Annotated in this window: 15 protein-coding genes and 1 pseudogene; 6 read left to right on the forward strand and 10 right to left on the reverse strand. The window is 41.3% G+C overall.

Translation table 11 applies throughout. The features are described 5' to 3' along the window. Positions 1-14: 14 nt before the first annotated feature. From L3D27_RS10485 to L3D27_RS10495, 3 genes are all read right to left on the reverse strand, one after another. Complete coding sequence (locus L3D27_RS10485; RefSeq protein ID WP_432481155.1) at positions 15-515, reverse strand: hypothetical protein; 501 nt, start codon at positions 513-515, stop codon at positions 15-17. A 1,176-nt stretch (positions 516-1,691) separates the two neighbouring features. Continuing rightward, positions 1,692-1,994: a hypothetical protein gene (locus L3D27_RS10490; RefSeq protein WP_284673604.1), complete on the reverse strand. Its 303-nt coding sequence runs from the start codon at positions 1,992-1,994 to the stop codon at positions 1,692-1,694. Between the two features lie 27 nt (positions 1,995-2,021). Next, positions 2,022-3,173 carry a JmjC domain-containing protein gene (locus tag L3D27_RS10495; RefSeq protein WP_432481156.1) on the reverse strand — a complete coding sequence of 384 codons (1,152 nt, stop codon included), beginning with the start codon at positions 3,171-3,173 and terminating at the stop codon, positions 2,022-2,024. Positions 3,174-3,471: 298 nt separating this feature from the next. Here L3D27_RS10495 and L3D27_RS10500 point away from each other — a divergent pair, with 298 nt between their 5' ends. Together L3D27_RS10500 and L3D27_RS10505 are read left to right on the forward strand one after the other, a co-directional pair. Then, positions 3,472-3,831, forward strand: a complete 360-nt coding sequence (locus L3D27_RS10500) for a hypothetical protein (protein WP_284673606.1) — start codon at positions 3,472-3,474, stop codon at positions 3,829-3,831. A gap of 67 nt (positions 3,832-3,898) precedes the next feature. Next, positions 3,899-4,108, forward strand: a complete 210-nt coding sequence (locus L3D27_RS10505) for a hypothetical protein (RefSeq protein ID WP_284673607.1) — start codon at positions 3,899-3,901, stop codon at positions 4,106-4,108. Here the strand turns inward: L3D27_RS10505 and L3D27_RS10510 are convergent. From L3D27_RS10510 to L3D27_RS10520, 3 genes are all read right to left on the reverse strand, one after another. Further along, on the reverse strand, positions 4,095-5,054 hold the full coding sequence (locus L3D27_RS10510; RefSeq protein ID WP_432481158.1) for a RepB family plasmid replication initiator protein: 960 nt from the start codon (positions 5,052-5,054) through the stop codon (positions 4,095-4,097). The two genes, L3D27_RS10505 and L3D27_RS10510, sit on opposite strands and share 14 nt — an antisense overlap. Positions 5,055-5,138: 84 nt before the next feature. Further along, positions 5,139-5,735 (reverse strand): glutathione S-transferase N-terminal domain-containing protein, encoded by a 597-nt coding sequence (locus tag L3D27_RS10515; RefSeq protein WP_432481159.1) that lies wholly within the window; start codon positions 5,733-5,735, stop codon positions 5,139-5,141. Positions 5,736-5,751: 16 nt separating this feature from the next. Then, a complete protein-coding gene (locus L3D27_RS10520) occupies positions 5,752-6,351 on the reverse strand; it encodes a YqiA/YcfP family alpha/beta fold hydrolase (protein ID WP_432481160.1) in 600 nt (199 codons plus the stop codon). Positions 6,352-6,437: 86 nt separating this feature from the next. Between L3D27_RS10520 and L3D27_RS10525 the strand changes: the two genes are divergently transcribed. Beyond that, positions 6,438-6,692 carry a DUF1289 domain-containing protein gene (locus L3D27_RS10525; protein ID WP_284673616.1) on the forward strand — a complete coding sequence of 85 codons (255 nt, stop codon included), beginning with the start codon at positions 6,438-6,440 and terminating at the stop codon, positions 6,690-6,692. Here L3D27_RS10525 and L3D27_RS10530 read toward each other — a convergent pair. The 4 genes from L3D27_RS10530 to tyrS all read right to left on the reverse strand — a co-directional run bounded on the left by L3D27_RS10530 (position 6,689) and on the right by tyrS (position 9,294). After that, positions 6,689-7,090, reverse strand: coding sequence for an FKBP-type peptidyl-prolyl cis-trans isomerase (locus L3D27_RS10530; protein ID WP_284674635.1), 402 nt, complete (start codon positions 7,088-7,090; stop codon positions 6,689-6,691). The genes L3D27_RS10525 and L3D27_RS10530 overlap by 4 nt on opposite strands. After that, positions 7,084-7,305, reverse strand: coding sequence for a DUF1653 domain-containing protein (locus tag L3D27_RS10535; RefSeq protein ID WP_373628786.1), 222 nt, complete (start codon positions 7,303-7,305; stop codon positions 7,084-7,086). Before L3D27_RS10535 ends, L3D27_RS10530 begins: the two co-directional genes overlap by 7 nt. Next, a complete protein-coding gene (locus L3D27_RS10540) occupies positions 7,298-7,933 on the reverse strand; it encodes a histidine phosphatase family protein (protein WP_373628785.1) in 636 nt (211 codons plus the stop codon). The genes L3D27_RS10535 and L3D27_RS10540 overlap by 8 nt, the downstream gene beginning before the upstream one ends. A gap of 149 nt (positions 7,934-8,082) precedes the next feature. Next, positions 8,083-9,294, reverse strand: a complete 1,212-nt coding sequence (gene tyrS, locus L3D27_RS10545; protein WP_432481161.1) for a tyrosine--tRNA ligase — start codon at positions 9,292-9,294, stop codon at positions 8,083-8,085. Between the two features lie 232 nt (positions 9,295-9,526). Between tyrS and gshA the strand changes: the two genes are divergently transcribed. The 3 genes and pseudogenes from gshA (at position 9,527) to mpl (ending at position 13,131) form a co-directional block, all read left to right on the forward strand. Then, positions 9,527-11,086, forward strand: a complete 1,560-nt coding sequence (gene gshA / locus L3D27_RS10550; RefSeq protein ID WP_373628783.1) for a glutamate--cysteine ligase — start codon at positions 9,527-9,529, stop codon at positions 11,084-11,086. A 25-nt stretch (positions 11,087-11,111) separates the two neighbouring features. Next, a pseudogene (locus L3D27_RS10555) lies at positions 11,112-11,567 on the forward strand (disulfide bond formation protein B). Between the two features lie 184 nt (positions 11,568-11,751). Then, a complete protein-coding gene (mpl, locus tag L3D27_RS10560) occupies positions 11,752-13,131 on the forward strand; it encodes a UDP-N-acetylmuramate:L-alanyl-gamma-D-glutamyl-meso-diaminopimelate ligase (protein ID WP_432481162.1) in 1,380 nt (459 codons plus the stop codon). Positions 13,132-13,144 lie beyond the last annotated feature (13 nt).

The following is a 13,144-nucleotide window of genomic DNA, read 5'->3' on the forward strand; positions in this document are numbered from 1 at the left end:
TTGGCAATGGCAACCTAATGTGCCTGTAAATCTATTTGAGCTTGCAGTTTATCCATGTCTACTTGTAGACGCTCTATGGTATTTGCGATATTTCTTTTTTCAGCAGCTTGAGCTTGCTTGGTGCGAGTGATTTCATGTTCTATCAGCTGTCTTTTAAAGGCGAGCTCTTTATCTATAATACTTTGTACATTACCTGCATCGGTATGACGAGTGGTAGAGATTTTATATAGCATATCTCCTGCCTTAACCGCCTGACCTTCTGATACATATTTTTCTATAATAACTCCTGCTGTTGTGGTATAGACTTGTACCAACCCTTTGTCAGGAATGAGTTGACCTTTGACTGTACTACGCTTGGTATATTCACCCCATACCAAAAATATCATTAGTACAAGCCCTGCCATAAACGCACAAAACGTCAAAAAAGCAAAGCTAATCGGCGTTACTATCACAACTTTACCCACCCAATCTATTTTTTGGGCAGATAAAGCTTCAGGACGAAATAGACTGGACATGATAGGTGTTATGATTTATAAATAAATTTATCATAAGGCATAATACAAGCACATATACAGCCATCCCTAAAATAGCATTATCAGGAATTATGTCATTGTAATTGTGATAAACAACTTTTGATAATGTAAAAAATGATAGAATGGCCAAAACTCTAGATATGGTCATCATTTTATCGCGCATACTCATACATATTTCTAATCATTAAAAGTATTGGTCATTATGAAATAGACCATTTTGCAAATGTCTGTCTACGTAATTTTTGTAATCCTCACCCATTTTATGATAATCCTGTATTTCTACAACATGACCTATGGTAAATACTGCCGCTACTTTTTTGTTTGGTGTTAGAACTATCCGACACCCCCAGATACCATTAAGACTTGTCATTCTTGTTAGAAAATTTTCTTTTCTTAAATATAAAAAATATACCCAAAAAAACCAAAGAACAATATATTACCCAATAAATATAGACGTCAAAATTTGTTATCGTATCTATTTTTTGAACAAATAAACCGACAGCTAAAATATAAAAAAATACAACAACAGGCCTTGGGATTAAATCCATATTTACATCCTAATAAGAAAATAAATTAAAGGGTAATAATAAAAAAATACACTAATCAGATTTCCTGTTTGGATTAAGTTTGTTGAAGTACAGGAAAATCATACCATTTTAAGTTTGTGACGAATGTTTTTCTTTATAGTATATTTTTTAAACCAAAACCACTTCAAAGAATAAGCTAGGGTAAAATAATACCTAATTTATCACGATGATCTTGAACTTTGCGATACATATCTAATGCCTCTTTTGTTAACTCACTATTCTCTATATTCTGTTATCAATACAGATAAAATAAAAGAATTTAAATCTGACATTTCTAAAGTAATAATTGTCATCTTTTTGTCTATAATATTAATCCGTGTGATAGCTGCCGATTTTAATTTCTTGATTTATGCTTAATTTAAAATATTCTAAAAAAATTAGCGAGATTGCGATTTAGTCTTAATCATTTTTTTTGATATCTTAGAAAAAATAATCATTATAAATATAAACAATAACCATGAACTTGCATTTGATAAATCAAATAAATATTTAATAAACATATATATCAAGAAGCCTACTGTGAATGAAACCCATCCGCAATCACCAACAATATTTTTTAATAATTTTTTCATTAAGGTAGTCCTCCAGAATACTCTAATTCGTAAGGTTCAGCAATTGTTCTATATTTACGATACCATTCCCAATCAAAATTTTCTACAGAATGTCCAATAACTACACCAACTTCCATACCTTTTGTTCCACCAAGCCTTTGTCCAGCAATACCTCCTATTAGAGCGCCCCAACTAGGCGGTTTTGATAAATCTGTTTTTGGTAATCCTAAAGACTGATTACCGCTATCCCCATAATTGTTCCCAGAACTATCCAACCCACCCCCAGATACCATCTTCATTTGCTCAATGTTTAGTTCAAACATAATAAACTCCTGTGAATAAAAAACAACTTAAAGTACCAATTCAATAATATCCAACTCAGCCATTTTGGCTATCGCCGACCTAATATCATTGGACATACTTTTATCAGTTGTCTGTAAAAGATTGCATAAACTAATTGGCTCATATTGTATAATTTTCTTAAGCAAATATTGACTATCGTCATTGATATTAATCTTTAAGCCATTTGCAATGACATAGCCTTTTTCAAGCGTTCTGCCATCTACAATGTTAGAGATAATCAACGCATCATCAGGAATGTCATTTGCGTCAGCATTGGCATTACCAAACAACTGCATATTAAAAGCACTGTCACTGCGATAGTTCGCCATATGTTCTTGCATGAATTTATCATAAATCACTGGGTCTGTCATGATGGCAGACAATTCATTACAAGCTTGTATAATATTATCTTTGTCACTTTCCCAGTCAGACAAATTGTATCTTAAGGGTAGGATGTTGGGGGTTTGTTTGGCTAACCACTGCATATAATCATAGCCTGTTGGGGCAAATGTTCCTATCGCTAAATGGAATGTCTCGCAACCCATTGGAACAGGATTGTGCCACCACCCACGTGGGATATATAGCACATCACCAGCTTCCAATACAATCTCCATGTCAGGTGTGGTTGGCTCTGGTACATCCACATCTTTGGATTGTTGCATATATAACGGACTTTCAAAATTGGGTTTGTATAACGCCCAGTGTTTTTTGCCCATCAGTTGCACTGCAAACACATCACGAGTATCCCAATGGCTTTTAAAAGAGGCCTCACTACCAAACGCCAAATAACCACTTACAACCGTTGGCGCTTGTACAAAATGGGAAATTTGTTTTGCCAAATTATCTACAAAAGGTTCATTGTTAATGCGATTATAAACAATGGTTGCACCATGTTTCATATGATGATAAATGGCAGATTTAATAAAACGATAGCGAGTTCGTCCCATGTCATTAAAGCTTTCTACATACTCAGAAATGGGTACGATTTCACCCTTTCTAAGGCGAAAAAGCTCATCTGTGGGATTGGCTCGCTGATATAATTCGTTGATTTGTTTCCAAGTAATATTCAAATCTTTGACTGCACCCTTGAATACTTTGGGTGCTTGGTATAGCACTTGCCGCCTAAAATCTTGAGATGACATACCAAGATCCATGTGCATATAATACATCCCTATTCAATTAAAACATTTTATAAAAATTTTTATCATTATATTCAAATAAAGGCAATTTGACAACACAGAATAACAAAAGCCCTAGATAGGGGGATAAAAATTGGGATTTTGGGCGATGACTTTGGGTTACCCCCCCACAAGGTTTGTATTTGCTAAAATTTTTGATTTAGTATATTGCAAACAAAGAAAAACCCACCATAAGGCGGGCTTTTCACTTAATACTAGGGGGTAGGCGTAAGCCCTCAATAGACCCTAGCAAACAGTAATATTTTAAGGATTTATCCCTATGAAATCAAGTGAAAATTACCCAAATGTCAAAAATACCCTATCGCATCCACGCCTTGCCACTTACGAGAAGTTTGCCAAAGATGCCGAACAGGCAATAAGTTTATATCAATGGAACTTACAAATATCATCCGCCCTGTTTGAGTGTTTGGCGGTGTGCGAAGTGGTTATTATAAATTCCGTTGCCAATGCTACACAAGCTGAACATGGTGCAGATTGGGCTTTCAATGTGCGATTTGTCCGAAGTATGCAACAAAACCGTCGAAATGAACTCCTAAACGCACGTCAAGAAACCACAGAACAGACCATTTGCGAATTGCCGTTTGTGTTTTGGCAAGGATTTTTTTACAGCTCGTTTTGATGATGAGATTTGGAAGAAGCATTGGGCTGTTGCCTTACCCAATGCCAAGCACGCAGATTTAGCCACAATGAGAACAGAAGTATTTGATAATCTTGAAAAAATTAGAAAACTAAGAAATCGTATTGCCCACCACGAACCAATTTTTAACCGCAATCTGCAAGGCGACTACAAACGGATTATTAAAATCATTGGCTACTGCTCACAAGATACCGCAGAATGGGTAAAATCTTGGCAAAGGGTTGTTGAATTATTAAAAATCAAGCCTACACTCCCATAACTTGCTTAAATACTCCACGATACATCAAATCCTTATGAAATGAACCATTTTTGACGGATTTATCAAAAAATTGTTTTAAAAATGGTTCAATAGTATGCCCAACTTCATCAATAATCCAACTTTGCTCATCTTGGGGCAAATTCTCAAAATATTCAATAAATGCCCTGTTTTCGCTTTCTTGGCGTTGTTTCTCGGCTTGTTCCGCTATTTTGGCTTGTCTTTCACGCTCCGCCTGTTCCTTGCCTGCTAGGCGTTCATTCTCGGCTTTTTGTAGGTTCTCATAGTACTCATCAAGCCCCCAACGCTCATCAATGGCTTTATTCTCAATGTTTCTTTTGCGAAAATGATTGACTGTTTCGCCCTTGCTTTCCAAATAGGTAATATATTCAGCGACTTTTTGACGGACAATAACAAGCTCTTTATCAGTCAAGCCATGCAAAATGTCTAGCGTGTCAGGGTCTCTTTCCTTGCTACTAGGGTTCAAAGCATTTGCCAATGAGTCAGCCTTTTTGCGTTTATCATTGATAATTAGCGTAAAATGCGTGATGATTTTACCTAGTTTTTCCTGTTCAAGGGTCAATTCAAATTCGCCTTGTTCGTTAATTTCTTTTATAACTGGGTTTAAAACATATCTTTTAAAATTATTGACCGCACTATATTTATCAATACACCCAAAGAAATCTTTCCATTCATCAATAACCATTGTTACTTGTGGGTGTTTTTTGCCTTGTGGCGGTTTTGCCCCTGCTCGTTTACAGCATAATTCATAAAGGCGTTTTGTATGAAAACGCTTTAAATCTATGGTTTTCTCGTATGGATATTTTGTGTATGCTTCCCCTGTTTTTTGGATTAAATACGCCAAAACATCTGAAAACATCAAATAAATAAAACCGCTCTTTTCTTGGTAGGCTACCGCCTGCACCCAATTAGCGTGCAAGTCTAACAACTCATAATCACCTTTTGGGTTTATAAAATACAATCTGACAAAAAAGGAATGCAACACTGCATTCCTTTTTATTTAAAAACAGGATTATAAATCCTTGACGCTACTTGGTTTTGCCTCTAGTGCCTCAGCGTTGAGCTGTTGCATGAGCGGACTTTGATGAAAATCATAAACCGCTTGTTTATTTGATTCGCTTAGCGTCTCAAATACATCGGGCAGTCGCACACCAATCCAAATCAATGCACACATCAACACCTTATCGCCCCACGAGTTGCTGTCGGCCGATAGGGGTGCTAGATTTGGCAAAGTACCTTTTAATAACTCAGTGGAGCGAGCCACAAAGGGGTGAAGCTCTTGTCCTTCTGGTGTAAATCGCTGGATTGAAAAAGCACGCACACCCTGAGCCAAAATCCCAAATGCTTTGGCAATTGAAGGCAAATCGGTGCTGTTATTGGCATAAAATTGCGGAGCAATCGCCTGAATGATGAGCATGGTCTCAGTGATGACCTCGCCTGTATCTAAGAGCAAAGCTGGCACTTGGCTGAACGAATTGACAGAGACAAGCTCTGTAGGATTATCCCAAGGCATGACAAACTTTAATGCCAAGTCCACCTGCTCTAGCTTGGCAATCATAAGTAAAATACGAGTATAAGGCGAAGTGGTGCTGACGTATAAAGTGTGCATAAAAACTCCATAATGATTAATTAGTGAATAATAAAACCCAGTCCATCACCTGCTGAACCTGACTATCGTAGTCGCTCATGCGGTGGTCGCCCCCATCTTGGGCGGTTACACCAACACAATGGCTTTCAAAAAAATCTTTGGTAGCATCAGCATCTAATAGTTCATCACCCATTTTTAATAGAACTTTGATTTTATTAGGATGCTTGACTGTTAGGCGGTGGTTTTCAAACCAACCAAGATCGGCATATTTGATTTGCCAACCGCCAGTTGTGCGATAAATCACGCTATCATTGCTAAGATCTTTGGTGTCAAAATTATCCTGCAAAAAGCGTCTGAATGACAAATCAGGGCGTATGCTTGGGTTTAGCAGGATACATGGCGTGCCTGTCATATCAGATAACAGCGTGGCAAAATAACCCCCAAGCGATGAACCCGCCAGTACGCAGTTAGGGTGGTCATTGATGAGAGCCAAGATTTTTGCTACCACCTCATCAGGTGGACAATTCAAATCAGGACGAATAGTCTCAATGCCAACTTTCTTGGCATGGTCAGCAGTGATAATGGCTTTGTTGGCGTTAGGGTCGGCATCTAGTCCGTGTAGATAGATGATGGTCATAAGTTTTTCCAAATCAACATTAAAATATTGATAAAATTAAAAAAAATTACTATAGTAATCTTTGAATAAATTTTAGATGTGCCATTATGTTACAATTTGAGCTGTTCGCCATTGATACCCCCTGTATTGGTGTCTGCACCATGAACAAAAAGGGCTACTGTATCGGTTGCCTACGCAATCGCACCGAACGCCAATCATGGCATACACTCAGCGATGGCGATAAGCATAAGATTTTGATGCTCATCACCAAAAGACGAAAACGACTGCTAGAAGCCAAACAACAAAAAAGACAAGGCGAGCTAGATTTTTGGGAAGCGATTCAACTTGAACTGACCGATTAGTCTCTTGTCCGTACCTCAAGCAGTTCAATCTCAAAGGTTAAATCACTATTTGGCGGAATGCTCCCCACCGTTCGCTCGCCATAGCCAAGATGGGCGGGCACGACAAGCTGTCTTTTGCCACCAACTTTCATCGGCTCGTATTCTGACAAATCAAAGGTCAGCCCCCATTTCTCCAGTAGCTTTTTGCCCACATCACTACCTAGCACACCCAAATCCCAGCCCTTAATGACACGCCCTGTGCCAATGACGCACTCGAAGGCTTGTCCACGCTGATGCGAGCTATCAAACACCGTGCCGTCCGACAAATAGCCTGTATAATGAGCGGTAATAAGTGCCCCTCGTTCGGCTGATTTTCCTGCACCAATGACAAGGTCGGTTATTTTAAATGCAGTCATGATAACTCCCGAATAAACTCAAATCGTGGCACAGTTTGCTCACCAATTTTGATATTTTCTATAAACATCGCCAACGGTCGTACCCACACCCCATAATCACCGTATAAGGCACGATAAACAACGAGCCATTCGCCAGTTTCAGAATGACAAGCGGTGTGTAGAACCTGATAAAGATTGCCTTTATGGTGGCGGTAAATACCCAACTTTAGCTCATTCATCACGCACCCGAACCTTAGCCACCGTCTGCACGCCACACGCATCGCTCAATAAAAACACCTCACAGTTTTTTGGGCGAATGGCAAGTTCATAAGCACGAAATGCGGCCATATCCATCATGCGAAGACCATCGTCATGGAGAATCTGCCACATGAGCATACCAATCCACATACCATGCGTAAACACCACATAAGTGCCATCAGGCAACTCATCAAACATCTGTCGAACTTGACGCACACGCCCAACAAAATGCTCAAAACTGTCGCTTGCCGTACCGTCTTGATAGGCGGTATCGCCCTGCTGCCAAAACGCCTCTGCAGTAGCAACCAAATCTTCAAAAGACAAGTCTTTAATACGCTCAAAATCTAAATAATCAAACTCGTGCAACGCTTCAATCACACTTGCCGTTTGCCCTGTCGCCATCAGGTATGGCTCAGCTGTCTGAGCAGTACGCACATAATGAGAGATAAACACCCCATCAATGTGCGGTAGATGCTCACATAGCCAATCCGACAGCTCCAAAGCCTCTACCTTACCCACCTTAGTCAGGTTAATCAGAGAGTTTGGGCGAATGGCGAGCCGAGCATTAGATTCGCTTTGGGCATGGCGGACTAGATAGATTTTTTTCATAAGCATCTTGTTGATTTAAGGTGGTTTTAAAAACCCATTCATTATCATACTGCCTAGCAAACAACCAAAACCAAACAGCATGTATGATGGCAATCAGATATTTTTTCTAGCAATTCTGCTTAACCATCTTGCAACATCATCATGCAAAATTAAGCCACACTCACCCTAGCATACGCCTTTTTGCCTGCTTGTATTACAACCGTTTGCCCCACACTTAAAGCAAAAGATGCGTCCACAACTTGCCCATCGACCTTAACCGCCCCACGAGAGAGCATGTCTTTAGCTTGGGCAGAGTTTTTGGCAAGACCGGCTTGATTTAGCACTTGAGTGATGAACAACTTATCTTGACCGTCTGCCAAGTTTAACGCCACTTCTGGCAAATCAATCGGTAACTCGCCATCTGCCAAACGATTACCTGCCGATTTATGGGCATTCTCCGCACTTTCTTTATCATGGAATCGCTCAATCAATTCCAACGCCAAAATGCGTTTAATCTCTTGTGGGTTGCGACCGTTCGCCATTTCATCAAGTAGGGCATTTACTTCACTCATCGGCTTAAAACTTAGTAGCTCAAAATAACGAGCAATCAGCGTATCGGGCATTGACAGAATCTTTTGGTACATCACGCCAGCACTCTCATCAATGCCAATATAATTACCAAGCGATTTAGACATCTTGTTCACGCCGTCCAAGCCTTCTAATAAAGGCATGGTTAAGCAGACTTGAACCTCTTTACCATAGCGACCTTGTAGGGTACGCCCCATCAGTAGGTTAAAGGTCTGGTCGGTGCCGCCAATCTCCACATCAGCATCCATCGCAATGCTGTCGTAGCCTTGTACAAGAGGGTATAAAAATTCGTGAATGGCGATGGGTGTTTGGCTGGCATATCGCTTTGAAAAATCATCTCGCTCAAGCATACGAGACACCGTAACCTGACTGGCAAGACCAATCATGTCGCCTGCTGACATTTTGGAAAACCACTCAGAGTTAAAGACGATTTTGGTTTTATCTTTATCCAGGATTTTAAAGACTTGCTCGGCATAAGTCTTGGCATTGCGTCTGACATCCTCTTCGGACAATGGCGGACGGGTGGTGTTCTTGCCTGTAGGATCACCGATACGAGCGGTATAATCACCAATCAAAAATAACACCTCATGCCCCAAATCCTGAAAATGACGCAGTTTATTTAGTACCACCGTATGCCCAAAATGCAAATCAGGGGCGGTAGGGTCCATGCCGAGCTTGATACGCAAAGGGCGACCCAATGCCAATTTTTTTAATAAATCTTCTTCTGAATAAAGCTCAACCACGCCTCGTTTTAACAGTTCAAGCTGTTCTTGGGGCGGTAAAAAGTTTGACATGATACACCTATTTATAAAAATTAATTATCGCCCTAGTATAGCAAACTTTTTCTTGTGAAAAAATGCCCAAGTTGGGATTTTCTTTGCCATTGTACGCCCTTAGCTTTATAATAAGCACAGACAACTTCGCTTTTACCATTAGTGATATGCAAAATTGGCAAAAACAAGGACCCAAAAAAGCCTTATAATATCAGCACATTTTACTCAAGCAACGATTTTTCAAGGAATTTTTATGACAATCAATACTTTTTATCTACCAACATGGTTTTCGCCTAAATTGATTGCAGGTATACAGCGTGGCATTGAAAAAGAAGGACTGCGTATGCGTCCCGATGGTTTTGCCGCCAAGACCCCACACCCCACCAAACTCGGCTCTAAACTAACCCACCCTTATATCACGACCGATTATTCAGAAAATCTGCTTGAACTCATCACCGAGCCGTTCTCATCCATTAAAGAAGCCTTGGACATGCTAAGAGAACTGCATGTGCTGGTACATCGCTCATTAGATGACGAACTGATGTGGCCTCTTTCCATGCCCTGCATGACCTCAGATAATGATGAAGACATTCCACTAGCGGATTATGGCACAAGCAACATCGGTAAACTAAAAACCCTATACCGCTCAGGGCTTGGCGTGCGTTATGGCAGAAAAATGCAGACGATTGCAGGACTGCATTATAATCTGTCGGTAGGTGATGACTTGTTTAAGACTTGGTTTGATTGCCAAGATGAAAGCCTTGATTTTACCCAATTTAAAAATAACAAATACCTTGCTCTTATTCGCAACTTTAAACGCCTAACACCGCTTGTACTATACCTACTGGGGGCAAGTCCTGCAGTTTGTGCATCATTCATCAAAGGTCGCAATCATAACCTTGTTCCACTCTTTGAGGGTAGCTGTACTTATTATCAGCCTAACGGCACTAGCTTACGCATGGGCAAGCTAGGCTACACCAACAGCGTCCAAGAGGACCTAAACATCGAATACAACGACCTAGATGAATACATCAAAGGACTGCGTGCCGCCATTGGTACGCCGTTTGCCGATTTTACCGCCCTTGGTGTAGATGACGAACATGGCAATCCTCTACAGATCAATGACCACATTTTGCAAATTGAAAATGAATTTTATAGCCCCATTCGCCCAAAACAAATTACCAAATCTGGCGAAACACCGACTGCAGCCCTTGATGCTCGTGGCATCGCTTATGTGGAATTTCGTGCCATTGACCTAGACCCATACAGCGACATCGGTATTCGTATGCAGACCGCTTGTTTCTTAGAAGTACTAGCAATATACTGCCTGCTACTTGATTCGCCTGCTTTATATAAAGACGAAGAAAAACGCCTACAAGCCAATATTGACACTGTGGTCAATCACGGTCGTAGCACAGGCGTGGTCATCAAAACCGAGTCAGGCGATATGTATCTGCACGACTGGATTGTCAAACACCTAACTAATATGCAAATCATCGCCGATGCCTTCGATCATCATCATGGTGGCAATGCCTACCGTGAAGCATTGGCAATGATGCAAGGCAAGGCGACCAACCCAGAGTTTACACTCTCTGCCCAAATTGAAGCAGATAGCCGCCGCTTAGGTGGCACTTGGGAGCTGGGCAAATTGCTCGCTAAAAAACACCAAGAACAACTACAAAAACACGCTTTAAGTCAAGAGCACGAAGAACGCTTTGCTAAGCTCGCCACTGACTCCATCGCAGAACAAACCGCCATCGAACAAAAGGACAGTGTGTCATTTTATGAGTACATTCAGACTTATCGTCAGTGATTTTTTAGTTCATTTAAGAAAATTTATGGCTTATCGTCAATGCAACGCCTTGCTACTTGCCATCTGTATGGTAGGTAGCGTATTTGCCATTGGCTACCTTCAACACACCCTAGGGCTTGAACCTTGCCCTTTATGCATCTTTTAGCGAATTGGGCTTTGGGTGATGGGTGGCTTTGCTTTGCTCGGACTGATTTTTAATCCAAAAAGAAAAAGCACTCGCCTAGTGCTGTGGCTAGGCTCGCTCATCGGCACGCTATGGGGAACAGCAGTAGCAGCACGCCATGTTTGGCTACAACACTTACCACCCGACCAAGTACCTGCCTGCGGTCCAGGGCTAAACTACTGGGTGGAAACCCTGCCCATCATGCAGGTCTTTGAGCAGGTATTAAAAGGCTCAGGGGAATGTGCCAAAATTGACTGGACTTTTTTGGGGTTATCCATTCCCATGCAGACACTGATTTTGTTTGTGGTGATTGGCTGATTTTGTTGGTTCAGTTGGGCAGTATCATCAAAAAACACTCAAGCTGATTTTTAAAATTCAAACAAATCATCATCAAAATCACAAACGCCATGCACGCCAATACCATTTAACAAATAAAAAACCGCCCTTGATAAAAAATTTGTTATAATTTGCCAAATTACCAACATTGCTATAAGGCATCATCATGCACATTCATTTTTTGGGTATCTGTGGGACTTTCATGGGGTCTCTTGCTCTGATTGCTCGTAGTCTTGGACATACCGTTACAGGCTCAGACACTGCCATTTATCCGCCCATGAGCACACAGCTTGAGCAAGCTGGCATTGAGATTTTAGAAGGTTATGATGCCGCCCATCTTAATCCTAGCCCTGATTTGGTCGTGGTGGGCAATGTCTGCAAGCGTGGCATGGAAGCGGTTGAATATATGCTAAGCCATCATCTGCCATACACTTCAGGTCCGCAGTTTCTTTGCGAGCATGTCTTACAACATCGCCATGTTCTAGCAGTGGCAGGCACGCACGGCAAGACCACAACCACGACCATGCTGTCTTGGATTTTGCAGTACGCAGGGATTGACACAGGTTTTTTAATCGGCGGTGTGCCACTCGTCAATACTGATGATGAGCGACTAAAATCCGCCTTTGCTCACAGTTCACATCTTGGCAAAGATTACTTTGTCATTGAAGCGGACGAATACGACTCTGCATTTTTTGACAAACGCTCCAAATTCGTGCATTACCGTCCAACAACTGCGATTTTAAACAACTTAGAATACGATCATGCTGACATTTTCCCTGACTTAAAGGCGATTCAGACTCAGTTTCATCACATGATTCGCATGATTCCAGCAACAGGGCAAATCATCATGCCTGCCAATACCAACAGCCTAGAAGAGACGCTTAACATGGGCGTGTGGACACCTGTATGGCGAACCAGTATTGATGGCGATTCAGATTGGCAAGCTAGCCTAATAAAAGAAGACGGCTCGCTGTTCCATGTGAAACACGGCGATGATAAGAGCACGGTCAGTTGGAATATGAGTGGCACACACAATGTCCATAATGCCTTAGTTGCCATCGCTGCAGCCCATCATGTCGGCGTCAGTGTGAGCAAGGCGTGTGAAGCATTATCAAACTTCGGTGGCATAAAACGCCGCATGGAGCTGATTGGTGAGATAAATGGCATTCAAGTCTATGACGATTTCGCCCACCACCCTACCGCCATCACCACCACTCTAGACGGTGCCAAGAAAAAGTTAAACGGTCGCACCATCTGGGCAGTCATTGAGCCACGAAGTAACACCATGAAGCTTGGTAGCCACCGTGAGCAACTTGCTCCTTCTGCCTTGCTTGCTGACCATGTGCTATGGTATGAGCCTGAGAATTTGACTTGGGGACTGACCCAAGCCATCGGCAACACACCCAATCAATTAGTACTAACCAGTACCGATGCCATCATCAACCATCTGGTCAAGCACGCCAAATCAGGCGATGTCATTATCATCATGTCCAATGGTGGCTTTGAGAGCATTCATACCAGATTGCTTGATGCACTACACAAATAATCCACCTTTGATA

It is taken from the genome of Moraxella sp. ZY200743 (genome assembly GCF_050885545.1).
GTDB lineage: Bacteria > Pseudomonadota > Gammaproteobacteria > Pseudomonadales > Moraxellaceae > Moraxella > Moraxella haemolytica.